Origin of the sequence: Pseudonocardia oceanicola, from assembly GCF_047200735.1 — a bacterium.
Classification (GTDB): domain Bacteria; phylum Actinomycetota; class Actinomycetes; order Mycobacteriales; family Pseudonocardiaceae; genus Pseudonocardia.
Genome location: NZ_JBJZON010000013.1, coordinates 161,065 through 184,605 on the forward strand (window position 1 = coordinate 161,065; position 23,541 = coordinate 184,605).

Here is a 23,541-nt window from a genome sequence, read left to right on the forward strand (position 1 = left end):
GCCCGGGTGATCGGCGGCGAAGGGGCGTGCCAGCCGTGCGCGGTGGCCTTCGGCGGGGTGAATCGGGCGGGCTGCAGTTCCCCGCGGCAGGCTCGGCCGGCCGGCGTCGGCAACCTCGGCGTCGGGGGTGGTGGAGGACAGTATGGCGCGAGGTGGGCGCCGGGTTCAGACGGTCCCGCCGGTCACCCGGATGAGCAGCCGCTGGGAGTGCGCGTCGACGACAACGGCCTCGCCGGCTCCGACGAGCTCTCGGCCCTCCGGCACTTCGTCCGCCATCTCGGGGGGCCCGCCGGGTGCTGCCAGGGGGAGCGCGGCGGCGCCCCGTCGGGCGAGCAGTTCCGGCGCGGCGAGGGTGCTGGTCGGGTGCGGCTGGTGAGGTCGCGGCTCAGGGCCGCGCTGTGGGTGCGCGGTGTCGAGGTGCACCGCCCAGGATGTGCCGTAGCGGTGGTCGGGGATGGTGAAGGCGACCGGCGCTGGGGTGGGGTTGACCAGCAGCAGGAAGGAGTCGTCGTGCAGCTTGCGGCCGCGGCGGTCGGGCTCGGGGATGCCCTCTCCGTTGTAGAAGATCGCCAAGGCGTGGGCGAGCCCGTCGGTCCATTCGGCGTCGGTCATGGGCTGTCCCGACGGGGTCAGCCAGGCGATGTCCTCGAGGTCGGTGCCGCGCACCGGACGACCCTGGAAGAACCGGCGGCGCCGGAACACCGGGTGTTCGCGGCGCAGCCGCGCCAGCCGCGCGGTGAACTCGGTCAGCCCGGCGAAACCCGCCGCGCGCTCCCAGTCGATCCAGGAGATGTCATTGTCCTGGCAGTAGGCGTTGTTGTTGCCGCCCTGGGTGCGGCCAAGCTCGTCACCATGGCAGAGCATCGGCACCCCCTGGGACAAGAACAACGTGGTCAGCAGGTTGCGCTTCTGTCGCTCGCGCAGCGCGACGATCTCGGGGAGGTCGGTGGGGCCTTCGACCCCGCAGTTCCAGGACCGGTTGTCGTCGTGGCCGTCGTGGTTGTCCTCGCCGTTGGCCTCGTTGTGTTTGTGCTCGTAGCTGACCAGGTCGTGCAGAGTGAAGCCGTCGTGCGCGGTCACGAAGTTGATCGAGGAGTACGGGCGGCGGCCGCTGGACTCATACAGGTCCGACGAGCCGGTCAGCCGGGACGCGAACTCACCGACCGTGCCGGGCCGGTTGCGCCAGAAGTCGCGCACGGCATCGCGGTAGCGGCCGTTCCACTCGGTCCACAGCGGCGGGAAGTTGCCCACCTGGTAGCCACCCGGGCCCACGTCCCAGGGCTCCGCGATGAGCTTGACCTGCGAGACCACCGGGTCCTGCTGCACCAGATCGAAGAACGCCGCGAGCCGGTCCACCTCGTAGAACTCCCGGGCCAGGGCCGTGGCCAGGTCGAAGCGGAACCCGTCGACGTGCATCTCCAGCACCCAGTACCGCAACGAGTCCATGATCATCTGCAGGGTGTGCGGATGGCGGACGTTGAGGGTGTTGCCGGTGCCGGTGTAGTCGACGTAGAAGCGGCGGTCCTCGGCGAGTCGATAGTAGGCCGGGTTGTCGATGCCACGGAAGGCGAGGGTGGGGCCGAGCTGGTTGCCCTCGGCCGTGTGGTTGTAGACGACGTCGAGCAGGACCTCGATTCCAGCCTCGTGCAGCGTCTTGACCATGGCCTTGAACTCGGTCACCTGCTCGCCGCGCCGACCCCAGGCCGCGTAGCGGGCGTGCGGGGCGAAGAACCCGATGGTGTTGTAGCCCCAGTAGTTGCTCAGCCCCCGGGTGATCAGGTGGTGCTCGTCGAGGAAGTGATGCACCGGCATCAGCTCCACCGCCGTCACGCCCAGCCGCTGCAGGTGCTCGGCCACCTCCGGATGGGCCAGCCCGGCGTAGGTGCCGCGCAGCCGGGCCGGGACCTGCGGATGCCGCACGGTCATGCCGCGCACGTGCGCCTCGTAGATCACCGACTCGCTGTAGGGGATCCGTGGGGGCCGGTCGGTGCCCCAGTCGAAGTAGGGGCTGATCACGACGGCGCGGGCCTGGCGGGCGGCCGAGTCGTCGTCGTTGTGGCGGGCCGGATCACCGAACCGGTAACCGAACAGCGACTCGTGCCAGTCCACCGGCCCGTCCAAGGCCTTGGCGTACGGGTCCAGCAGCAGCTTCGCCGAGTTGCACCGCAGCCCCGCCGCCGGATCGTTCGGGCCGTGAACCCGATACCCGTAGCGCTGCCCCGGGCCCACCCCGGACAGATAGGCATGCCAGATGAACCCGTCGACCTCGGTCAGCTCCACACGGTCCTCGACGCCGGAGTCGTCGAACAGGCACAGCTCTACCCGCTCAGCGGCCTCGGAGAACAACGCGAAGTTCGTTCCCGCACCGTCGTAGCTCGCCCCCAACGGGTAGGCCTCACCCGGCCACACCTCGGCCGCGCCGTCCACTCGATCAAAGGCCACCACACTCTCATCCTGCCCGACGGCACTCTGATCACGTACCGGCCGCCGGCCGGGGCAGATGCCGCCATGCTGGGGTCTACCGGGGTGTCGCTGGCAGCGGCTGACGCTGTTCGTCGGTGTTGCCGACATCCTCGCCGCGGCGCCCACCTGCGCCGCCGAGATCTGCCACGGCCACGTCACCGCCGGCCCCGAGCGGTCCGGGCCGCGAAGCGTCGGTACCGTGCCGGCCATGCAGACCACCCAGCTGCGGATCACCATGCGGGACGTCGAACCGGAGGTCGTCCGGGTGATCGACGTGCCCGCCGCCGTCACGCTGGCCGAGCTGCACCAGCTCCTCCAGGTGGCGCTCGGCTGGACCGACAGCCACCTGCACATGTTCGAGGCGGACGGGGTCCGGTACGGCGTGCCGGATCCGAACCGGGACGACGACCTCCAGCCGCGCGACGAGGCGACAGTCCTACTCGGAGAACTGCCGGCGCGGCTCGAGTACCTCTACGACTTCGGCGACAGCTGGGAGCACGAGGTCGAGGTCGTCGGCACCGGCGGCGAGGGTCCGGGCTGTGTGGAGGGCGAGGGTCCCTGCCCGCCGGAGGACTGCGGCGGCGCGCCGGGCTATGAGCACCTGCTCGAGGTGCTCGCTGACCCGCAGCACGAAGAGCACGAGCACCTGCGGGAATGGGCGGGTGAGCTCCCGGTCTTCGACCGGGACGCGACGAGCCTGCTGATCCGGCAGACGGTCGGCCAGGTGCCGGAGAGCGTGCGGGATCGTCCTCGATCTGCTCGCGGGCGGGGTGAAGCTGACGCCGGGCGGACGGCTGCCGCGTTCGGTCGTGCGGGCGGTGCAAGAGCAGCGGCCGGACTCGTACCCGCTGGACCGGCCGGCGTCGATCGAGGAGGACCTGCCTCCGCTGGCGGTGCTGCACGACATCCTGCGCAAGGTCGGGCTGGCCCGGCTCGCCCGCGGGGTGCTGAGCCCTACGCGGGCGGCCGGCGACGACGTCGAGGTCGTCCGGCGGTTGCGCCGCTGGTTCGAGCCGGGCGGCTACGAGGAGCTGCTGGCCACGACGGCGGTGGCGGTCCTCGCCGCATCCGGCCCGCTCGCACGTGAGGATCTGGTCCGTCGGGTCGTCCGCTGATGGGCGTCGGGTGGGGCGTCGGCGGGCGGGCCGCTACGGCCGACGATCACGAGTCGTCATTGGGCTGGATGTCCGCAGAGCTTCGCGCGCTCGACCTCCTCAGCGGGGGCTGGCGCACCTGGGAGGCCGGGCCCTCGACGCGCACGTTGCTGCCGCGCGCCACGGCGCTGGCCTCCCTGTGCGCCGACGAGAAGCCATCGTGACCTGCCAGGCCCGTCGGGACTGGCTGCAGCAGCTGCGAGGCAAGATCTAACCGGGGCTGCGCCCCAGCCCGACGAGCCGTGCCGTGGCCGGGCGGGGTGGCGGGGCTCCAGTCGGGCGGGGTGAGACCGTGACCGGCGGGCCGGTCCGGTGTATGAACCGCGTCGAGGCGGTTGGTGGCCTACTGGCCGCCCGTCCGACCGGAGCCGGCCATGACGCTACCGCGCAGTGTCGCCGATGTCCTCGCTGATCACGTGCTGTTCGAGATCGAATGCATCGACCGGATGTACCTCAACGTCTACGTGCCGGGCCTGCAGTACCCGGCCGGGCTGGTCGCCTACGTCCACCACCAGCTCGATCTGCCGATCGCCTCCACCGCGCCACTGGCCAAGATCACCGACGCCTTCAGCGCGGCGCTGCACCGCTTCGCCCGTGAGCAGCGAGTGCCGTGGGTGGACTTCGCCAAGGGCGAGCGCAAGGACGAGGTCATGCACGCCCATCTGGCCGAGTTCTCCGCCGAGGAGGGGGTGCTGTTCATCGGCCGCGCCCAGGAGAAGACCACGCTGTTCCGGACCGAGAAGCGCCGCAACGCCGAGGGCGCGGCCTATCCATGGATCGTGGCCTCCACCGGAGTGGTCAACCAGTACTACGTCTATGCCGTCGACGCCGACTTCGGACCGTTCTTCCTCAAGTTCTGCTCCTACTTCCCCTACAACGCCAAGCTGTGCCTCAACGGCCATGAGTGGGCCAAGCGGCAGGCCACCCGGGAAGGGATCGGCTACACCGCGTTGGACAACGGGTTCGCGGCCCTGGATGACCCGGGCGATGGCGAGCGGCTCCAGGCGCTCTGCGCTCGGCTGGGCCCGACACAGATCCAGGCGCTGCTGGACAAGTGGCTGGCCCTTCTGCCCAACCCGTTCAGCGACGCCGACCGGGCCGCGGGCTACCGCTACGAGTGCTCGGTCCTGCAGGCGGAGTTCTCCCTGACCCAGGTACTGGACCGGCCCATCTGTGGGCGGGTGTTCTTCGAGCAGGTCATCCGGGACAACCTCGACGCCGGCCGCCCCGACCAGGTGTCGCTGATCTTCAACCGGAAGCTGATGCGGCGCGGGCCCCGCCCCACGCCCGGCCGGTTCCGCACCCGGGTGCTCACCGAAGGAGTCACCCCGAGCCTGCACATCGACTACAAGCACACCATGATCAAGCAGTACCACAAGGAAGGACGGGCGCTGCGCACCGAGACCACGATCAACGACCCCGGCGACTTCGGCATCCGTAAACGGCTGACCCATCTGCCCGCGCTGCGGGAGATCGGCCTCTCCGCCAACCGGCGCCTGCTCGGCGCCCAACGACTCAGCCACAACCCGATCCGCGCCGCCGAAGCCTTCACCGCCGTCCACCAGCCCATCCACACTGCCGACGGGCAGCGCATCGCCGGGTTGCGCCTGGGTGATCACCGCGCAGGCACTGCTACAAGCGCTGCTGGTGTTCCGGCTGCTCCCGAACGGGTTCCGCAACCCCGACCTGCGTGGGCTGCTCGCCGAGCTGCTCGGCCTCGCCCCCACCGGGCTATCGGCCGGGCAGGTCAGCTACGACCTGCGCCGACTCCGCGCCCACGGCCTGATCGCGCGGGTCCCCGGCAGCCACCGCTACCGGGTCAGCGACACCGGACTGGCCCACGCCAAGCTGATCACTGACATCCACACCCGGCTGCTCCAGCCCGGCCTCGCCCAGCTCGCCGACCCTGACCCACCCACACCCAGCGCCCTGCGCACCGCCGCCCGCGACTACCAGCGAGCCCTCGATGAGTTCACCCGCCAGGCCGGCTTCGCCGCATGACTTCCAAACATGACTCGATCACGCCGACTTCGTCGGCCCTAGCTTCCTAGCCTCAAGCCGAGTGCTTGCTGTGCGTTTCTCAGCCTCGCGTGAAGTCATCGGCGTTTGCCTCGGGGGTGACTGGCTGGCCGGTGGTGCGGACGCGGGCGTCCGGGCCCGGGCAGTAGAGCGATTCGGTGCCGTCGGCCCATCGGACGCGGTAGGGCGGGGCTCCGTGCTCGCCGAGGACGGCGAGGACTTCGCCGAGGCGGGTGGCCCGACCCAGCGTTGCGGACTCGACGATGATCCGGTCGTTGACTGCGGCCTGCATGATCTGCTGCCTCCTTCCACGTCGCCTGCGGATCGACTGCCTTGGCGTCGGATCGGTACCACGGAATGTGCGCTGAACCGGCGCACGGCGCTGAATCTGCGCCCGGATCTACCAGGTACGGCCAGGCGCCACGGCGCCGCACAAACCACCAATACCACAGCTGCACTTACTGCTGTAGCGCAGGGAGATCGGATTTTGTCTAGAGCTCGATCCGGCGGTCGGCGACCGCTTGGGCGATCTGACTGAGCTTGACGTTGAGCCGTTGCGAGGTGGCGCGCAGGATGTCGAACGCCTCCGCGGCGGTGATGCCGCGTTGGGCCATGAGCATGCCTTTAGCCTGGCCGATGACGTCGCGGCTCAGCAGGGCGCGTTCGAGGTTGGCCACTCGCAGGTCGGCGGCCTCGACCGAGCGCGCGGCGGCCAGGGCCGCTCCGGCGTGGGCGGCCAGCAGCAGCCCGATGTCGCGGTCGAAGGCGGTGAGGATATGCGGCTCGTAGGCGTAGAAGGTGAGCGCGCCCAGTCGAGGAACCGGCGCGGCCGGCAGCAGCCCGAAGCTCACCACGCTGCGCACGCCGAGTGCGGCGGCCGCAGGCCCGAAGCGGGGCCACCGGCTCGACACGCTCAGGTCATGGTCGGCGACCACGCTTGCCCCGCCGGCATCTGCTGCCCCGCCCACGCCAGCCCCGTCCATACTGGTCGCGTCAATGCAGGGCCCTTCGGCATAGATCTGCTGCAGCGCGTCGATCTTGGCGGCCAGTTCGTGCGTGGCAGCGGGGGTCTCCAACCCGGAGTCGCCGGTGCGCAGGGTGATGCTGACCAGATCAGCCTCCGGGAACAGGCCCGCGGCCGCATCCAGGATCGTGTCGAGCACGTCGGCTGCGGTGCCGGCGGAGAACAGGCGCGACGCCAGGTGGGCGAACTGGGCGGCGAGCGGACCGAACTCCCCGCGTCGGCGCCGCAGCTCGCTGTCCGGGCTAGGGTGCGTCGCCAGGGCGTCGTGTCCGCCCTGCTGGTCGAGGAAGGCTTGTTTGTCGGCATGCCACTCGGGTTCGCTACTCACATCACTGCTCATATCACTGCTCATATCACTGCCCCGGAACAGGTGAGGGTGGGAGAACCGGTGGGGGTGGGAGGCGGGCCAGGACCCGCTGGGCGAAGTCGGTGAGCACCTCCCGGGGCCCCGTCCCGGCACCTGGGCCGTGGTGTCGAACACCGTGATCGTCACGGTCACGCCCTCGCCGTTCACAATCAGCTCCTGCCCGTCGGGATGCTCGACGAAGACCGCCGGAGCCGTGCCCAGCTGCGTGTCCTGGCTCGGGCGGCCCCGGCGCTGTGCGTCGGTGTTGAGCCGCCACTGCTGCGTCGCGGCGTCGGCGTCGCGGTACCGGGCGAGGGTCGTCGACAGTTGCAGGAGGCCACCCTGACCGGCGCCACCCTGACCGGCGCTGCCCGCGCGGCTGTACTGGCAACGGATGCGTGCGTCCCGCCCGATCTCGGGTTCAGGCGGGTAGCGCGTCTCACGTAGCGTGATTGAGTCGATGGGCAGGGCGAGCAGCGCTTCGACCTCGCCCGGCGGCAGCACCGCCTCGCAGGATCCCGAACGCGCCAGGCCTGACAGGGCCTCGGCTCCGGTGATTGGGGAGGGCACGAACACCGGGACCGCCACCGGCGCGGGCTCCGGGCCCGCGCAAGCGGCGGCCGCGAACAGCACCAAGACGGCCAGCAGCCGGCGCGGCAGCCCCCTGGAGTGGCCCCTCGTCGCCTTGTCCGTCGATGAGCTATCCCTGCTGGGGACTGGGACCGCTGCGGCCGCGGGCACGACGCGCAGAGGGCTACTCATGTGTGTCTGGACCTGCCGCGGCCGTCGCGCTGGGGCCGACGGTGTTCCACACCGCGATCAGGGCGTTGTCGCGCAGCGGCCCGAGGACTCGTTCGTCGTTGCCGATCACGTTGACCTGGAGGCCTCTGCGGCGGGCGACACGTGCGAACTCGGCCATCGTCCCGGCCGCCTCGGGCGTGACCTCGGTGACGTCGTGAAGATCGAACACGACCACGACGATCGCCGATCCGGCCCCCCGCACGAGCAGATCCACAAGATCGCTCACCCCGTCGAGGCGCCCACTCGGGCGGGCGATCGCAGCGCCGCCCGACAACGTCAGGGAGATCTCGCCGATCCCGTCTGACCTGATCCCCTCTGCCTTGGTCCCCTCTGACTTGGTCCCCTCTGACCTGTTCTCTTCGGGCGCCGTGCCCCTGGCCGCCCCGGTGCTCAACAGCCCCGCCCTGTGCTCACAGCAGCCGCAGCGCTTCATCGACCGAGGAGAAGACTCCGACCCGGGAGACGAGCTCGCGAGCACGCCGCGACAGCGGCCACGGCTGCGGGTCCGGGGCGACCAGATGTAGGGACAACCCGTGGGCGTCGGTGGCGTGTCGGGCATGTTCGAGGAGCTCGAGACCGCCACGGCCCACGGCGGGAACGTTGCACAGGTCAACCACGAGGTGTTTGGTCGCGCGCCTGTGGACACAGCTGATCCGCACCCGGGCGTCTACCAACCGCAGCAGCCTGGTGCTGAGGATGCGGTCGAGCACCCCCTGGACGGCGACGACGTAGAGATCCTCGCGCGGTGTAGCGACAGACAACGAGCCGTCCCCCAGCGACCCGACTCTCACTGCATGACTCCAACACCCACCACCGGGGCCTCCCGAGCGCCAACCGACAACACGATCACGGGGCGACGAGGAGCAGGAGCACAGGCAGGACACCAGCGCGTACGGCAACCACCGCGAAACGGGCTGATGTTCAACCGCCGTCGAAGTTACCCAGTACCGCCAGCACGACACAACCCGCCCCCGGCGAACCGCGAAGACGGCCGCCTGCGGCGCTGTCAAGTCCCGGGTTTCGTAGAGGCTCGGTTCTCACGCTCCGGCGGGCTGCCGGGCGGTCTCGGTGTTGGCGTGTAGAGCTTCGTGCTCGACGGGTGGGATCAGGCCGAGCTCGCCGTGCAGGCGGCGGTGGTTGTACCAGTCGATGTACTCCGCGACGGCCAGCTCGAGGTCCTCAATCCCGCGCCACGGTCCTCGGTTCCGCACGAGTTCGGCTTTGAACAGCGAGTTGAACGCCTCCGCCATCGCGTTATCGTAGGAATCACCGACCGACCCGACAGAAGCGACCGCGTCGACCTCGGCGAGGCGCTCGCCGTAGCGCACGGCAACATATTGCACGCCGCGGTCCGAATGATGTATCAATTCGGAGAGGTCCGCGCCAGTGCGCTGTCGTGTCCAGATGCCCATGTTCAGTGCGTCCAGGGCAAGGTCGGTGTAGAGATTGCGCGACAGTTGCCAGCCCACGATCCGGCGGGAGAACACGTCCATGACGAACGCCGCGTACACCCAGCCGGAGAATGTGCGGATGTAGGTGATGTCGGCAACTCACAGCCGGTTCGGGCGGGCGCGGTGAAGTCGCGGTCGACCAGGTCCGGCCGCAGGTCCTGCCGCCGATCCCGGACCGTCGTGCGCGGCACCCGCAGCCGCGACACCCCACGCAGCCCGTGGCGGCGCATCAGCCGCTCCACGGTGCAGCGTGCCACCTGCCGACCATTCACCCCGCCTTCGCGGCGCAACTGCGCCCACACCTTCCGGCTGCCGTAGACGCTGAAGTTGTCGCGGTGCACCCGTTCGATCTCTTTCAGATTCTCGGCATCGGTGAGCGCCCGCGCCGACGGCGGCCGCTTCTTCGACGCATGGAAAGTACTCGGGGCAATCTTCACGCCGGCGTCCTTCAATGCCGCGCAGATCGGCTCGACCCCGAACTCGGTCTTGTTCGCCTCGATGTAGTCGAGGACTATCTGCTGGGGCGGTCGAGCTCCGCCGCGAAGAAAGCCGAAGCCGACTTCAGAATGGCGTTCGCCCGCCGCAGCTCCCGAACCTCACGTTCGAGCTCCGCCAACCGCGCGGCGTCGTCGGTGGTCGTGCCCGGCCTCGTGCCGTTGTCGATCTCGACCTGCTTCACCCAGCCCCGCAACGTCTCCGGGTTGATCCCCAACTGCTCGCCGATGCGCTTGTAGACGTTCCCGCTCCCGGACGCCGGGTCGGCCTTCGCGTCCAACACGAGCCGGATCGCTCGCTCCCGCAGCTCGTCGGGGTACTTCCTCGGGGCGACCATCGGTCGATCATCCTCCAGGCTTGATGGCCTCCATCAAACCCGGGACGGGACACCTTTGAGCGGATCGCGCACCCCACCCGCACCCGGGAGGGGCGGCGGGCCCCGGCCCTACGGTTCGGAGACCCTCGGGTCCAAGCCCTGGCCGGCGCCCTCAGCGTCTGCATGCTCGCCGTCACCGGCATCACCAACCAGAGCCTGCGCGCCTTGATGACCGGACTGCTCGGCCAGCCCTACCCCATGTCCCGGGCCAGCTACGACCTGACCCGACTGCGCCGCAACGGCCTGATCACCCGCGTCAAGGGCCGCAACCTCTACCGGCTCACCGACGACGGCCTCGCCTTCGCCATCTTCTACACCAAGGTCCACAACCGCCTGCTCAGACCACTCATGGCCAGCGCACCACCAACGCCGCCGCCCCTTCGGGCCGCGCTGCGCACCATCGACCAGCACATCAACGCCCGCTTCGCCGAGGCCCGGCTCCCGTCGGCGGCCGCCTGAAACGCTGGACAAGTTCCAAACCCCTAGCGACCAAGGATCGCTAGTGCCACGGCCTCGGAGCCGAAGCCGCGCCTACAGCTCGCGTAGAAGTCGGCCGTCTCGCCGGAGAAGGTCACCACCGAAGGATGCGACCCAGCGCCGCTCCAGATCAACGCTCTACGCTCAAAGGCGAACACGCCACGGACCGGCCTCCGTCCACACCCGCCACCCGCTCGGAGATGCCTCTCCTACGAGGCGACCCAGCTGATGGCTGTGCCGTGCGGGTCCGTTCGTGCAAGCGGCGCCGCGTTCTCGCACAGGAGGAACTCGCCCGCCGGGTGATCGGTGAGGGCGGCCGGGCTGAGGCCGGGAATCCGCTCGGGGACTTCGTTGGCAAGCCAGGTAGCACCAAGGGCGCGGACATTGTCGGCGAAGCGCTCGCGGTGTTCGGGTTCTCGCACGTAGGCGAGGACAGCGGTGTGGAAAACCACCAGAGTCGCGTTGTCCGGTGCCTGGTTGGCGATGGGAGCGAGGTCCTGGGCGAGGTCTCCGGTGGCGAGGATAGGCGGGTTCTTGGTCGCGATCTCGGTGGCTGCGCGGAGCTGGTCGAGCTTGTTCTCCTCGCCGGGCCAGACCAGGGCTTCGAGCCATGCGCGGTCGTCGCTGTCGTTGATGTCCAACGGGTTGAGGTCCAGACCGGCTCGCCAGACAACCTCGACGGGCTCGCGAGGGATTGGCACCGCGCCCCTGACACTGCAGCGAAACGTCGGCCCACCGTTGATCCGAGCCGGTACGCGAGTGCCGTCGTAGTCGTAGGCGTAGCAGTCCGGATAGAGACATAGACCAGCCGATGCGCCCACTTCGAGGAGGGCGAGAGGCTGCGGCAGCTGCGCGAGTGCGGGTAGGAGCGTCGCGCAGCGCGCCGGGATGTTCGTCTGCGTGGAGCGTCGCCGCACTACGTCGACGATCTCAGTGGCGCATTCGGCCATGGCGTCGGCGAAGGCAGCGATGCCGGTCAATGGGCCAGCCACGTACTGGACCGCGGCGAACAGGAGATTCGGCTGTCGCTTGGCGGGCGGAAACCTGCGTAGAAGGGCCAACGTGGCATCGTCTCGACTGACATGCTCGGCCAGCTCGGCGTAGATCGGTGAGCGGCGGGAGGCCTCGACGGTGGCGAAGCGCTGGTAGATGCTTCGGAGCGCGTCGGTCGGGTCGCCCGCTGGTTCCGGCTGTCCCATGAGCTGATGCTGATCGTCGTCGACTCTCTGATCAAGCGCTGACTCTCGGAGGGAGGGCCGGGTAGCCGGTGCTGCCGGCCGCGACCGGGCCGGAGGCAGGAGCGAGCGAGCCGAGCGGTGCCGGCGTAGCCAGCCCGCGCCGCCGGAGGCGGCGCCTTGATCTAATAGAGGCAGATTCGGCAGCGTCGGCGAAACTGGCCACGGCGAAACTGGCTGTACGTGCTTCGATCTTTGAGCGAGACTGCGCTGGGTGGGGGAACCGTCGCGCTCTGTGCCGTTCATCGGGTCGGCCGATCTCGCGGTGCCGTTTTGGGCGGAGGGTCAGGACGAGATCGCTCGTGCTGGGCCGTGGAAGGTCGCGGCGGCCGCGCCGCGCACGGTCGCGGCGTTGGTCGGTTGGAGCTGGCGGGCGTCGCCGAGGTTGACGGCGCTGGCGGGGGTGCTCCAGGTGGCGTCGGCCGCTGTGACGGCGTTCGGTCTGCTGGCCACGACCGACGTGTTCGCTCAGCTGTTCGCCGCTGGCCCCACGCCAGAGCGTGTGCTCGACGCGTTGCCGTCGGTGCTGGTTGTTGGTGGCGCGCTGGTCGGGCGGGGGGCGTTGCAGGCCGCGGTGGGCGCGGTCCACGCCGAGCTTGAACCACGGGTGGAGCAGCGGGCCCAGGACGAGTTGTACTCCGGGCTGATCGAAGTGGAGCCGGTCGCGTTCGAGGACGCCGAGTTCACCGGTCTGGTCGAGCGGGCCACCCAGATAGCGCTCATGCAGATCCGCCTCGGCGCCGCCCAGGTAGGCGGCCTGATCTCGGCGGTGATGACCGTGGTTGCCGCGGTCGTCACGGCCGGACTGCTGCAGCCGGTGTTGGCACCTGTCGTGCTGCTGGCCGCGGTCCCGCAAGCGTGGGCGCTGCTTCGCGGCGCACAGCTCCAGATCGCCTCGCTGATCAGGATGAACGCCATGATCATGCGGCGCGACGTGACCGGCCGCCTGATCGCGAGACGCCAGAATGTGGCCGAGGTCCGCGCCTTCACCGCCCAACACATGCTGCTGGCCGAGCACCGCCGGATCAACGCCGATCTCGCCACCGACGCCGTGCGAGTCGGCAGGACACAGAACCTGCTGCGCACCGTCGGCAGCGCGCTGGGAGGCCTCGGTGTCGCCACCGCGTTCGTCGTTCTTGGCCTGTTGCTCTACGCCGGCTGGCTGCCGCTGCCGGTCGCCGGTGCGGCGTTTTTCACCATGCAAGCGGCCACTACATCCATCCGGGCGGGGGTGCTGTCGACCAGCCAGCTGTTCCACGCCGCTTCGCACGTCGAGATCTACCGGGCCTGTCTCGAGGCGATCAGAGCCCGCCATCGACCGCCCGCGACGGCCGCGCTCGGTGGCGGGCCCACGACCATCACCCTGGACGGTGTCTCGTTTCGTTACCCCGGCCAAGCCCGCGACGCCGTTCACGATGTCGGCCTCACCCTGCGCGCCGGGGAGGTGGTCGCGCTGGTGGGCGAGAACGGATCGGGCAAGACCACCCTCGCCAAGCTGATCACTGGCCTCTACCGGCCCACCACGGGCAGCGTCCGGTGGGACGGGGTCGACATCGCCGACGCGGCAGCAGAGGAGGTCCACGAGCGGGTCGGCGTCGTCATGCAGGAACCGATCCGCTGGCCGGCAACCGCGGAGAACAACGTCCGCGTCGGCCGGCTGGCCCGTGCCGACCCCGACGGCGCCGCCTTCGCCGACGCGACCCGCCGCTCCGGCGCCGATCGAGTGCTGGCCGAACTCCCACAGCGGGAGTCCACCCTGCTGTCCCGGACCTTCCAGGGGGGCCACGACCTGTCCGGTGGCCAGTGGCAACGGGTCAGCGTCGCCCGAGGCCTCTACCGCGATGCCGCGGTCGTCATCGCCGACGAGCCCACCTCAGCCATGGACGCCCGCGCCGAACGCGAGGTGTTCACCGCACTGCGCGAGTTGTCCGCCTCCGCATCCGGAGCCGACCGCATCACGGTGCTGGTCACACACCGCCTGGCCAACATCCGCGCCGCCGACCAGATCATCGTCCTCGACCAGGGGCGCGTCGTCGAGCACGGCACCCACCGCGATCTCCTCGCCCGCGGCGGCCTCTACAACGAGCTCTACACCATCCAGGCCGATGCCTACACCAGCAGCGAGGCCCGGTAAGCGAGTAATTTGACGCGCGAGGAACCGCATATAGAGGGCGGGCTGGCCGTTCAACCCCTCGGGCGTCCCGGACTCTGGTCAGGACCGCCCGCTTTCCTGCTCGCCTCGACGAGCTTGGCCAGGCCAGTACCGCAGGGGAATGGCATATGCCCGTAGGGTCACACGCCCAGACCATCGAGCCAACCGGCCGCCCGCAACACTCGAGGGCTGCGGTACTTCATCGACACCCGGGCTGCGCTGTTCCTTGGTGCGCAGAAGCGTCGCGCCGCTGGGTAGCCTACGAGAAGGCCACGAAGGCTGGTCTACGAACCTCCTCGAGGCCTCCGACGAGAAGTAGCTGCCAAGACCATCGCTCGCTACGGTCGGCCGGCTTGAAGCGCCTCCGCTGGTTCTCGCCCGTTGCGGTAAGTGAGCTGGTGTCCGACCATGCCAAGGTCGGCAAGTACATGCTCTTCCGCGATCGGCTGCGCGTCCACGGTGAGGACCGGCCGGCATCGAGCCGGCCGATCTGCTACCGCTCGCGAGCGCCTGCGTGGGCCAGGTGGCGAAGTCGTGTGCGGCCGAGGGTGAGGGTGGCGCCGGTGAGGACGGCGAGGATGGCGGACTCGATGAGCTGGAAGGGCCAGTAGCGCTCGCTGGGTTGGTAGGTCGCGCGCAGGAACTGTGACGCGGTGCAGGTTGTGGAGTTCGACGGGCAGGTGGGCGACACCTCCTCGCCGAGGGCGCCGAGGTAGGTGTAGTCGAGGCCCCAGGCGCCGTCGGGTGTCCCGAACTGGTCGAGGGGGAAGGTCGCGGTGAGCGGCGGAAGATAGTGCGGCCGCACGAGTACGGCCAGGCTGAACAGCACGACCGCGAACACCGCGATGGTGCTGACAATCCCGGCGAGGGTGCTGCGCGACAGCAGCCCGGCGGTGGCGGCCACGGCGAAGGCGAGCGCGGTGTAGCCGAGGGGAACGATCCCGGACTCCTCGAACTCCGGGGTCTCGAGCAGCGCGCCGCCGGCGCTCGCCTCGAACGGGGCGTAGGCCCAGCCGGCCACGACGCTGACCACGGCTGCCGCGGCGAGCGCGACGCTCCCGCACAGCAGCAGGCCGGTGGTGAACCAGCGCCGGTGCGAGGCCTCCTGGGTCAGAGCGAAGACGTGTGTGCCGTCCTCGACGTCGCGCCCGAACACCGCGCTGCCCGCGAGCAGCCCGACGCTCAGCGGGAACACCAGGAGGAAGCTGTGCCCGAGCCCCCAGAACAGGGCGTAGCGGGCGCTGATGTCGAACAGCGCGGGCGTGGCGCAGGCCGGGTCGGCGAGGCAGTCCGCGGCGATCCCGGACTGGGCGATGGCGCTGGTGTAGGTGAGGCGGCCGACGGCCAGCACGACGATCGTGGCCGCGGTGAGCGCGGCGAGCCCCAGCAGCGCGGTGCGTTGGCGGCGCCAGATCAGCCAGGTCATCGGGGGCTCCCGGGGGTGGTCTGCAGGTAGGGCAGGACGAGGTCCTCCAGGCCGGGCCGCCGCCCGGCGGGCGGCGGGGCCCCGCGCACCAGTCGGGTGAGTTCCCGGCCGCTGACTGTGTCCCGGACGACGACGCCGCCGGCCGGGATGGTCGGGGTGGCCTCGCTTGGTTCGGTGAGGAGGTGGTGCTCGTCGAGCAGGTCGGGGATCGGCCCGGCGAGCGGTGCGTGCCCGTGGCCGAGTAGGACGAGGTGGTCGCAGGCGTCCTCGATGTCGGCGACGACGTGGCTGGACAGCAGCACGGTGGCGCCGCTCTCGGCTGCCTCGGCGAGGACCACGCCCAGGGTCTGCTTGCGGGCCAGCGGATCGAGGTCGGCGAGGGGTTCGTCGAGCAGCAGCAGGCGCGGACGACGCGCGAGGGCCAGAGCGAGCGCGACGCGGGTGCGCTGCCCCGGGCTGAGCGCGCGGATCCGGGCGGCCTGGGAGATCTCCGCGGCGTCGAGCAGGGTGCGGGCGTAGGCGGTGTCGAACCGGGTGGGATTGAGCGCGGCGGCGGCGCGCAGCATCTCGGCCACCCGGAACCGGGCGTAGAGCGGGGCGTGCTGGGCCACGAACGCGACCCCGGGCGGGGTCGCCCCGGACGGCGTGGTGCCCTGCACGGTCAGCGTGCCGGTCGTGGGCTGCAGCAGGCCGGCGGCGAGCCGGAACAGGGTCGTCTTCCCGGCGCCGTTCGGGCCGACCAGGGCGGCGATCGCCGCGGTCGGGAGAGTGAAGGTGCAGTCGCGCAGCGCCCACCGGTCGCCGAACCACATGCCCAGCGTGTCGGCGCGCAGCGCCTCGCTTGTCATCGATGTTCCCCCTTGAGCCGGTCGGCGAGTGCGCAGTCGCGGACGTCGACGATGAGGGCGTCGATGTCCTCGCGGTCCAGCCCGGCCTGCACCGCGCGTCGCATCCACGCCTCCAGGTCGGTGCGCAGGGCCGGATCGTCGTGCGGGCGGGCCAGCGAGCGGAGCACGAACGTGCCGGAGCCGGGTCGGGCCTCGACCAGCCCGTCGCGTTCGAGCTCGCGGTAGGCCTTGAGCACGGTGTTCGGGTTGATCGCGGTCTGCTCGACGACCGCCTTCGCGGTCGGCAACCGGTCCCCGACCTGCAGGGTCCCCAGCCGCAGCGCGCGGCGGACCTGGTTGACGAGCTGCAGGTAGGTGGGCACCCCCGCCCGCCGGTCGATCCGGAACTCCACACCCTCACCCCAAAATAACTACAACATTAGTGAAATGGATCAGAGGGAGTTTGTCCAGTCCTGACGGGTGCCGCCGCTAGCGTGCGGTCATGGTCGACGCCTCGGTCGGAGACAGCGACCACCACCGCGTGCCTGCTCAACCGGCGATTCGACTTGACCAGCTCGGGGGGCGGGCGCGGCCGCTTCGCCGGAGTTCGTCGTGCTTCTACGGCGGGGGAGTAGTCCGCCGGCTCTCCCGCGACCCCACGGGTGATCGTCCAGGTGTACTTCAACGGGGCCAAGGGTGGCCAGGCCCCGAACTCCTGCCGGCCCGTGCGTGCCCTGCTGCACCGGCTACGCCCCCCCCCGCTGACGGACGGCGAGAATCTCGACAGCCACAGCGGTCGACGTCGATCCACGTCGATCCACGTCGATCGACGTCGAGCGCGCTTACCGGGCCAGGAACGTGGCGATGTCCTCATGGGTGGGGTCGAGCAGGACCAAGCCCGCAACGTCGTCCGGAAAGCGTTTGGCGAACAGCCGCGCGTACAGACCCCCGAGGGAGTGCCCGACCAACACATACGGGCCCGGCAGACCGATCGCCTCGAGCAGCTCACGCAGGTCATCAGTCACCCGGCTACCAGGCCGCGGCAGGTCCACGACGTCGCTCCAGCCCGTGCCGAGCCGGTCGTAGAGCACGCTGGTGGTGAACCCGGCGGCGAGCGCGTGCACGTTCCAGTAGTAGAGACCGAACATCCCACCGCCGGCGAGCCACACCACCGGCACGCCATCGACTCCCATCCGGTGCGCCGCCATCGCCCCACCGGAGACATCCCAGCGCCCCCAGGAACGACGGCACCGCTCTCGCTGGGGCGTTACTGCTGTCGGCGAGCGCGTGAACTCCGTCCATGGGGCATTCCTACCCGGACCGCGCCACCAACCAGGGGGCAGGGCCACCCTCGGACCGGCGTTCCAACGCTTCCCCCCTCCCCCCAGCCGCGCGCCCGTAGCGCCATCGTGCCTTGCGGCTCGCCAGATTCTCGACGACCGAGGTCCCGAGCGTAGGCGCCGGCGAGCCACCACCGACCGAACCCGCATGCTCGCTCGCTCCCCGGGACCGCGGGGGCGCCACACCGTCCGGGAACGCGAGGCCCTGGACGCGCTGCACGTCCTGGCCGTTCCTGCACCTGCACCCGAACGACCCGGTGACCCAGGCGATCGCCGCCTAACTCACCGACACTCTTCGTTATGACAACTCCGGTGGCGGCGTCCGGGGTCGCTGGCCAGCGGGGGAGGGCGGTTGTGCGCGTTCCGGCGCTGCCGCGCGCCCATTCCACCCACGACCGGGCGCGGGAACCGGGCCCGGTACTGCCAAGACGGCATGACCTGGGCCCGAACGTCCTGTCCTGCAAGGCCGCCGAGGCCGCCTTCGTCGCCGTCGAGTCGCTCCGACGCCCCCGCCCTCGCCCCGGCCGTGCTCGAGGACCTCGCCGACCGGCTGGCCGCGGCCCGCACCCCGCTGCAGGAGCTGCTTGACGCGGTGACGACGGTGGGGGAGCAGGTCGGCGAGGCCGCCCGGAGTGCCCTGGCTAATCTAAGCGCGACGCGGCGCTGGCCGCGGCCGCGGATGCTCTCGGGGCCCTCACGCTCCCCGAGCAGCGCGCGGCCGCCACCGAGGAGGAGGCCGGCGCCGCCGCGGTCCGTGCCGCCGCGCCGCCTCGCCCTGCGCTACGACCGCGCCGAGTCCACGATCACTGCGCTGTTGTCGCTGGCCTGTGCCCTGATCTGCCACCGCCGCCTCGCCAGGCCGCGGCCGAGACCGGCGTGAGGATCGGCCCCGGTGCTCGCCCCGGTGCCGTCTACGAAGTCGAGGCCAGCGGTCGCCAGGCCAGCCACTCCAGGGCCCGGTCGGCCTCGTCGGGGTCGAAGCGGTGCGGGTCGAACGGCCCTCCCGCCCACTCCAGGCGCTCAGCGTGGTCAGGATGAGCAGGGTCGGCGAGTACCGCCTGGAAGTCCTCGTACCCCCAGATCCCGCCGACGTCCTCGGGCGGACACGCACCCTGACCTGCGATGCAGCGGGGGTAGCGCACCCCCGGCTGCGCGGCGACGACGTTCTCCACGGCGATCTCATGGGTCCAGTTGTCGCCGAAGTCGTAGACGTAGCCGAACCGGTCACCGGTCTTCACCAGTCGGAACAGCTTGGCTCTGGACTCGTCGCTGACATCCTGGTTGGGCCAGTCGGGGTCCGGGATCCCGTAGCGGCGCCCGGCGATCTCGAACTCGTGCAGATGCGAGTTCGTCCAGCCCATCACCGACTGCACCACCTCGTGCAACACCGCCAAGTCGATCTCACCGGGCACCTGCACCCGACGCCGGACCGGCGGCGCCACCTCGGCCAGGGCGATCTCCAACTCGAAGATCTTCGTCTTCGCAGACACACGAGGCGCGACCATCAGCCGATGCTGTCAGTCCCGCCGTCACGGACAGGACCGGGCCCTCCACTTCTGAAACGACGCCTTAGCCGGGCTGCGTGACCGGGCGCTGCTGCTGGTCGGGTTCTTCGCCGCGCTGCGACGCAGCGAGCTCGCCGCCCTGGCCGTCGAGCACCTCACCGAGCACCCCCGCGGGCTGGTCCTCGAGCTACCGCGGTCGAAGACCAACCAGACCGGCACCGTAGCCGAGCTCGTCGTGCTCCCGCGCGCGCACCGCCCGCAGCGCTGCCCGGTCACCGCGCTCCGCGCCTGGCTGGACGCGGCCGCGATCACCGCGGGGCCGGTGCTGCGCAAGGTCACCAAGGCCAACCGGCCCACCGCCCGCGGACTGCACCCGGAGTCGGTGAACCCCGCTCCACCTCACGAAGACCACTCCAGTTTCGGGAATGCGCGTACGGAACGATGAGCTCGGTCTTGTACAGCCCGATCGTGGACTCCATGAGCGCGTTGTCCAGTGCGTCGCCGACGGTGCCGATCGAGCCGGCGATCCCGGCCTCGGCGAGTTGTTCCGTGAACGCCAGCGACGTATATTGCGACCCGGCATCGGAATGATGAACAAGACCCTCGGCGGTGAACTCGCTGATCGCTCGCTGCCGAGTGGACAACGCCTGCGCCAAGGCCGCGGAGACGAGATCGGCGGTCTTGCTCATCGACGCCTTCCAGCCGAGGATTCTCCGCGAGTAGACGTCGGTCACGAACGACACGTAGCAGAACCCGGACGCAGTCCACACATACGTGAAATCCGCGACCCACAGCGCATCCGGTCGAGTCGGCGCCGACCACGCCCGCTTGACCAGGTCAGGATGCCTGGCGGCGCGCTGGTCCCGGGTCGTCGTGGTCGTGTGATGCACCCCGCGGCGCACGCCCTGGATCCCGGCGACACGCACCAATCGACCCATCTGGTCACGGCCGATCCGCAGCCCTTCCCGCCGCGCCGCACGCCACATCTTCCGCACCCCGTACACGCACCTGTTCTTCCGATAAATGTCGACGACCCGGTTCACCAGATATGCTTCATCCAGCTGACGATCGGTCACCGGGCGGGCCCGCCAGCGATAATACGTCTGCGGGGCGACCTGCACCCCGTGCTCGGACAACACGGCACAGATCGGCTCGACCCCGAAACGGCTTCGATGTTCGTGAACGAACAGAAGTCTTACTTGAGGCGACGGTCCAGCTCCGCCTGCGCGAAAAACGCCGACGCAGTCTTCAAAATCTCATTCGCCCGCCGCAGCTCAGCATTCTCCGCGCGCAACCGCCGCAACTCGACCGCCGCATCATCGTCGTTTCCGGCCGAGCCGGACCCGGAACCGGGCTCGCGCTCCTCAGCTTCGACCCAGTTCCGTATCGTCGCCGGGTTGACGTCGAGCAGCTCGCCGACGTGTCGGCGCGCGGCCAGCTTCGACTCGCCTTGATCACGCAGACGGTCCTGGTAGAGGCGGACCGCGCGGGCACGGGTCTCCGCATCGAACTTCCGAGGTGCTCCCACAGCCCCAGTCTCCTTGCTAGATCAGGAGCCTCTCCACCGGCCAGGACAGTTCACCCCGGTAGCCGCGGACACCACCGCCTGGCAGGACCTCAGACCCCCGACGAACTAACGACCGGAACCACTAGCTGCGCAACCCGCACGTACGGAGCACCTGGCCAGGGCCGCGCCGCCGGTCAGATCCGTCAGAAAGTCTAGTCGCTGCGCCATTCGTGAAGATGGCAGCTACTCTGAGCCATCATGCTCCGGAAGTAACAACCTCGGCGCCGACTGGTCGTTACAACATCTAGGTGGTCGTCTTGCCAGCACAGGAGTCGTCCTCATACTCTGAGGACATGGCCAGCTCCCTCCGGGTGGTGGCTGCCCGTTTGCGAGCTATCCGCCAAGCACAGGGGCTGTCGATCAATGAGCTTTCTAAGCGGGCTTCCGTCGCCAAAGCAACGCTCGCACAACTCGAGCTAGGCCGTGGCAACCCGACTCTTGAAACCTTGATGGCGTTGGCCACCCACCTCGACGTGAGCCTGACCGACCTCTTGATCGAGAGTGACCGGCCACTCGTAACGGTGACCCGAAGTCACGAGGGAGCCGAGGTACGAAGTGATGGACTCCGCCTTCGATGTATGCATAGATCAAGTAATGGTGCATCGCTCATCGAAGTCTTCGACATGCATATGCGCCATGGAACCTTCGAGTCACAGGCCCACGCTCCAGGTGTACATGAGGATCTAATTCTTCACAGCGGCGAGGTCTGCGTCGGCCCAGTTGGCGCGATGGAGGTTTTGAATCGAGGCGATTTCATATCGTTCGAGGGCGACCGGCCACATCGATACGAGTGTAAGAGCGATACAGCTCATGCGACGCTGCTAGTTCGCTACCCGACTAGGTCGGCCGCAAGATTTAGCACAGTCAGTCCGCCTGCCTGACAACGGCCCCTCGTCGAGCGACATGAGGCGAGGGGGAATCACATGTCAGGTGTTCGTATTCGGCTGAGCGCAACTGGTGGCGAGTTGCATCGTCACCTCGGTCGACGGCAGGTCATCTTGCTGAGCGTGGGCGGGCAGATCGGGTCCGCCTGGCTGTTCGCTGTGCTGTCGTCCGCCAGTATTACTCGACCTTCAGCAATTCTGTCATGGCTTGTCGCAGGAGCAGTATTCGCAGTTATTGCACTGCCTTGGGCTAAGTTGGGGCGACTTCTCCCCATGAATGGGGCAGTTTCACGGTATCCTCACATCACGCACGGAGCGATTACTGGCTGGATGATGGCCTGGGCAGGGTGGCTCTTCGCGGTTTCCATCCCACCCCTTGAGGCTGTAGCTGTCCTTACCTACCTGGGAAGCCAGTTCCCTGGCCTCGGCCTACTTTCGGAAGTGGACGGCACCGTGCTGCTTTCGTGGCCTCGTGGCGTCACTCTGGCTGTAGCGATTATGATTCTCTTTGCGGTTATCAACATGCTAGGCGGTAGGCTAAGTTCACGAGTCACGGATTACGTGACGATCTGGAAGATCATAATTCCGACAGTCACATTCATTGCACTCTTCCTCGTGTTCAATAGCTCGAACTTCTCGATCGGAGGCTTCCTGCCGGCTGGACCCTCCGCGATCCTTAACGCCATAAGTGTTTCCGGAATCGCATTTGCATTTGTTGGTTTTCGTCAGGCGCTCGACTTTGGCGCTGAACTCGAAGACCCAACTCGCGATACCCGATGGGCTCTGATCGCCTCGATCGCAATCCCGACAGCTCTTTACGTATGCCTCCAGATTTCCTTTATAGGAAGCCTGGACTGGGCAGCAGCAGGCGTCGCTCCGGGCGACTGGGCTGCGCTGGCGGAAAGCCCCTGGGCGTCCGGGCCATTCTTCCACGCGCTCAACGCCGCAGGCATGGCAGGATTCGGCGCTCTCGCGGTCGTCCTGCTCACAGATGCAGTCCTGTCGCCGGCGGGCGCAGGATGGATCTACGCGGGAAACAGCGCTCGAGTCGTGCTCGCGATGGCGAGAGATCGGGCAGTCCCTCGAACCCTGGGGTTCGTGGATCGACGAGGAGTACCCACTATCGCCATCCTCGTTTCCGTCGCAGTCGGCTGCGTCTTTCTTGTGCCAGCGCCAGGCTGGTATCGCTTGGTTTCCTTTGTCAGTGCTGCGGGCGTGCTGACGTTCCTCGCCGGGGGCACTTCTTTGGCGGTAATCCTAAAAGGCGAGCATCTACTGAAGCTCGGACATAAGGGTAGGAGCCGTCTTAGGGAGATCTGGCCGTCGGCAATCAGCTTCGTCGGGGCGGCGTTGGTGATCTACTGGGCCGGCTTCCAGACATACAATACGCTTTTTGTCGTCATGATATTCGGTCTCCTTGTTAAGGCGATACTGGGTTGGCCACGGCAACCATCCAGGACGCGCGTGCAACTCCTTGCTTTCAATGTCTCATTACTCGCCGCTTTCCTGGTGATGACTTGGAGATCGGGGTACTTCCTCGCGACAACAATCGAGCCTAGCGCATGGCCATTTCCGATGTACTTAGCCGCAATGACAATTGTCGTCGCCGTGTGGATTGTCGCGACCTGCCTTGTGGATCGAAGCCAGGCTCACTCCGTTCTTCAGTCCCTTTGGCTACATCTGACGTTGCTTGCGCTTCTCCCGATCTCCTATTGGGGATCCTATGGGCCCACGTACGACCAGATCATCGAATTTCCAATCGACCTTCTAGTCCTAGTCGTTGTGGCGCTCATCTGCTTCTCGGTCGCCGTCACGACTGGCTTGTCGCGACCTGAGTGAGGCATCTGAGCAGCCGCAACGGGCAGTCGAATCGTGAGCCAGCACCCCAAGTACCATGCTCGCGCTGCTGTGGTCACCGCACTAGTTCACTCACGAACGCCGTCAGTAGTGCTGAACCCGCTCTCTGCACTTCAGAGCGCCTCGACATCAGACGGGCTGT

19 protein-coding genes, 3 pseudogenes and 2 other annotated features are annotated in these 23,541 nt (G+C 68.7%); of the genes and pseudogenes, 8 read left to right on the forward strand and 14 right to left on the reverse strand.

Annotated elements, in window-relative coordinates:
- Positions 1–165: 165 nt before the first annotated feature.
- Both glgX and ACL02T_RS19605 read right to left on the reverse strand, forming a co-directional pair.
- Positions 166–2,442: a glycogen debranching protein GlgX gene (glgX, locus tag ACL02T_RS19600; RefSeq protein ID WP_412832159.1), complete on the reverse strand. Its 2,277-nt coding sequence runs from the start codon at positions 2,440–2,442 to the stop codon at positions 166–168.
- A 76-nt stretch (positions 2,443–2,518) separates the two neighbouring features.
- Complete coding sequence (locus ACL02T_RS19605; RefSeq protein ID WP_412832186.1) at positions 2,519–2,770, reverse strand: hypothetical protein; 252 nt, start codon at positions 2,768–2,770, stop codon at positions 2,519–2,521.
- Here ACL02T_RS19605 and ACL02T_RS19610 point away from each other — a divergent pair.
- The 4 genes and pseudogenes from ACL02T_RS19610 to ACL02T_RS19625 all read left to right on the forward strand — a co-directional run.
- Positions 2,699–3,097, forward strand: a pseudogene (locus ACL02T_RS19610) (plasmid pRiA4b ORF-3 family protein); the annotation flags it as partial. The gene ACL02T_RS19605 and the pseudogene ACL02T_RS19610 sit on opposite strands and share 72 nt — an antisense overlap.
- 136 nt (positions 3,098–3,233) lie before the next feature.
- On the forward strand, positions 3,234–3,578 hold the full coding sequence (locus tag ACL02T_RS19615; RefSeq protein ID WP_412832187.1) for a hypothetical protein: 345 nt from the start codon (positions 3,234–3,236) through the stop codon (positions 3,576–3,578).
- A gap of 68 nt (positions 3,579–3,646) precedes the next feature.
- Positions 3,647–3,781, forward strand: a complete 135-nt coding sequence (locus ACL02T_RS19620) for a hypothetical protein (RefSeq protein WP_412832160.1) — start codon at positions 3,647–3,649, stop codon at positions 3,779–3,781.
- 210 nt (positions 3,782–3,991) lie between these two features.
- Positions 3,992–5,476, forward strand: a complete 1,485-nt coding sequence (locus ACL02T_RS19625; RefSeq protein ID WP_412832161.1) for a hypothetical protein — start codon at positions 3,992–3,994, stop codon at positions 5,474–5,476.
- Between the two features lie 221 nt (positions 5,477–5,697).
- Here ACL02T_RS19625 and ACL02T_RS19630 read toward each other — a convergent pair whose 3' ends face one another.
- The 5 genes and pseudogenes from ACL02T_RS19630 to ACL02T_RS19650 form a co-directional block, all read right to left on the reverse strand.
- The gene (locus tag ACL02T_RS19630) at positions 5,698–5,928 is read right to left on the reverse strand and encodes a DUF1918 domain-containing protein (protein ID WP_412832162.1); all 231 of its coding nucleotides are present in this window, start codon (positions 5,926–5,928) and stop codon (positions 5,698–5,700) included.
- A gap of 199 nt (positions 5,929–6,127) precedes the next feature.
- The gene (locus ACL02T_RS19635; RefSeq protein ID WP_412832184.1) at positions 6,128–7,639 is read right to left on the reverse strand and encodes an ANTAR domain-containing protein; all 1,512 of its coding nucleotides are present in this window, start codon (positions 7,637–7,639) and stop codon (positions 6,128–6,130) included.
- Positions 7,640–7,760: 121 nt separating this feature from the next.
- Positions 7,761–8,201, reverse strand: a complete 441-nt coding sequence (locus tag ACL02T_RS19640) for an STAS domain-containing protein (protein WP_412832163.1) — start codon at positions 8,199–8,201, stop codon at positions 7,761–7,763.
- A 16-nt stretch (positions 8,202–8,217) separates the two neighbouring features.
- The gene (locus tag ACL02T_RS19645) at positions 8,218–8,568 is read right to left on the reverse strand and encodes an STAS domain-containing protein (protein ID WP_412832164.1); all 351 of its coding nucleotides are present in this window, start codon (positions 8,566–8,568) and stop codon (positions 8,218–8,220) included.
- A 276-nt stretch (positions 8,569–8,844) separates the two neighbouring features.
- Positions 8,845–10,090: pseudogene (locus tag ACL02T_RS19650) on the reverse strand (IS3 family transposase).
- Positions 9,681–9,809: a sequence feature (AL1L pseudoknot), on the reverse strand. Its footprint overlaps the pseudogene before it by 129 nt.
- Before the next feature lie 162 nt (positions 10,091–10,252).
- Here ACL02T_RS19650 and ACL02T_RS19655 point away from each other — a divergent pair.
- A complete protein-coding gene (locus tag ACL02T_RS19655) occupies positions 10,253–10,588 on the forward strand; it encodes a helix-turn-helix domain-containing protein (protein WP_412832165.1) in 336 nt (111 codons plus the stop codon).
- A 227-nt stretch (positions 10,589–10,815) separates the two neighbouring features.
- Here ACL02T_RS19655 and ACL02T_RS19660 read toward each other — a convergent pair whose 3' ends face one another.
- Entirely contained in the window at positions 10,816–11,805 is a 990-nt protein-coding gene (locus ACL02T_RS19660; protein ID WP_412832166.1) for a DUF2332 domain-containing protein, read from the reverse strand.
- A gap of 250 nt (positions 11,806–12,055) precedes the next feature.
- Between ACL02T_RS19660 and ACL02T_RS19665 the strand changes: the two genes are divergently transcribed.
- Complete coding sequence (locus ACL02T_RS19665; protein WP_412832167.1) at positions 12,056–13,975, forward strand: ABC transporter ATP-binding protein; 1,920 nt, start codon at positions 12,056–12,058, stop codon at positions 13,973–13,975.
- 511 nt (positions 13,976–14,486) lie between these two features.
- On the opposite strand, the gene ACL02T_RS19670 is transcribed toward ACL02T_RS19665, so the two are convergent.
- The 6 genes and pseudogenes from ACL02T_RS19670 to ACL02T_RS19695 all read right to left on the reverse strand — a co-directional run.
- Positions 14,487–15,419 (reverse strand): ABC-2 membrane transporter-related protein, encoded by a 933-nt coding sequence (locus ACL02T_RS19670; protein ID WP_412832168.1) that lies wholly within the window; start codon positions 15,417–15,419, stop codon positions 14,487–14,489.
- Positions 15,416–16,267 carry an ATP-binding cassette domain-containing protein gene (locus ACL02T_RS19675; protein ID WP_412832169.1) on the reverse strand — a complete coding sequence of 284 codons (852 nt, stop codon included), beginning with the start codon at positions 16,265–16,267 and terminating at the stop codon, positions 15,416–15,418. The genes ACL02T_RS19670 and ACL02T_RS19675 overlap by 4 nt, the downstream gene beginning before the upstream one ends.
- Positions 16,264–16,659, reverse strand: a complete 396-nt coding sequence (locus ACL02T_RS19680; RefSeq protein ID WP_412832170.1) for a GntR family transcriptional regulator — start codon at positions 16,657–16,659, stop codon at positions 16,264–16,266. The genes ACL02T_RS19675 and ACL02T_RS19680 overlap by 4 nt, the downstream gene beginning before the upstream one ends.
- 429 nt (positions 16,660–17,088) lie before the next feature.
- Positions 17,089–17,454: an alpha/beta fold hydrolase gene (locus ACL02T_RS19685; RefSeq protein ID WP_412832171.1), complete on the reverse strand. Its 366-nt coding sequence runs from the start codon at positions 17,452–17,454 to the stop codon at positions 17,089–17,091.
- Positions 17,455–18,497: 1,043 nt separating this feature from the next.
- Positions 18,498–19,076 carry a plasmid pRiA4b ORF-3 family protein gene (locus tag ACL02T_RS19690; protein ID WP_412832172.1) on the reverse strand — a complete coding sequence of 193 codons (579 nt, stop codon included), beginning with the start codon at positions 19,074–19,076 and terminating at the stop codon, positions 18,498–18,500.
- 359 nt (positions 19,077–19,435) lie between these two features.
- Positions 19,436–20,619: pseudogene (locus tag ACL02T_RS19695) on the reverse strand (IS3 family transposase); the annotation flags it as partial.
- Positions 20,198–20,329: a sequence feature (AL1L pseudoknot), on the reverse strand. It overlaps the preceding pseudogene by 132 nt.
- Positions 20,620–20,951: 332 nt before the next feature.
- Between ACL02T_RS19695 and ACL02T_RS19700 the strand changes: the two are divergent.
- Entirely contained in the window at positions 20,952–21,539 is a 588-nt protein-coding gene (locus tag ACL02T_RS19700) for a helix-turn-helix domain-containing protein (protein WP_412832173.1), read from the forward strand.
- Positions 21,540–21,581: 42 nt separating this feature from the next.
- Positions 21,582–23,381, forward strand: a complete 1,800-nt coding sequence (locus tag ACL02T_RS19705) for an APC family permease (protein ID WP_412832174.1) — start codon at positions 21,582–21,584, stop codon at positions 23,379–23,381.
- Positions 23,382–23,541: the final 160 nt, after the last annotated feature.

Coding starts and splice junctions, on each gene's coding strand:
- ACL02T_RS19630 (WP_412832162.1), bottom strand. CDS start 5,928: ATGCAGGCCGCAGTCAACGACCGGATCATCGTCGAGTCCGCAACGCTG.
- ACL02T_RS19625 (WP_412832161.1), top strand. CDS start 3,992: ATGACGCTACCGCGCAGTGTCGCCGATGTCCTCGCTGATCACGTGCTG.
- ACL02T_RS19660 (WP_412832166.1), bottom strand. CDS start 11,805: ATGGGACAGCCGGAACCAGCGGGCGACCCGACCGACGCGCTCCGAAGC.
- ACL02T_RS19670 (WP_412832168.1), bottom strand. CDS start 15,419: ATGACCTGGCTGATCTGGCGCCGCCAACGCACCGCGCTGCTGGGGCTC.
- ACL02T_RS19675 (WP_412832169.1), bottom strand. CDS start 16,267: ATGACAAGCGAGGCGCTGCGCGCCGACACGCTGGGCATGTGGTTCGGC.
- ACL02T_RS19705 (WP_412832174.1), top strand. CDS start 21,582: ATGTCAGGTGTTCGTATTCGGCTGAGCGCAACTGGTGGCGAGTTGCAT.
- ACL02T_RS19655 (WP_412832165.1), top strand. CDS start 10,253: ATGCTCGCCGTCACCGGCATCACCAACCAGAGCCTGCGCGCCTTGATG.
- ACL02T_RS19620 (WP_412832160.1), top strand. CDS start 3,647: ATGTCCGCAGAGCTTCGCGCGCTCGACCTCCTCAGCGGGGGCTGGCGC.
- ACL02T_RS19700 (WP_412832173.1), top strand. CDS start 20,952: ATGGCCAGCTCCCTCCGGGTGGTGGCTGCCCGTTTGCGAGCTATCCGC.
- ACL02T_RS19685 (WP_412832171.1), bottom strand. CDS start 17,454: ATGGCGGCGCACCGGATGGGAGTCGATGGCGTGCCGGTGGTGTGGCTC.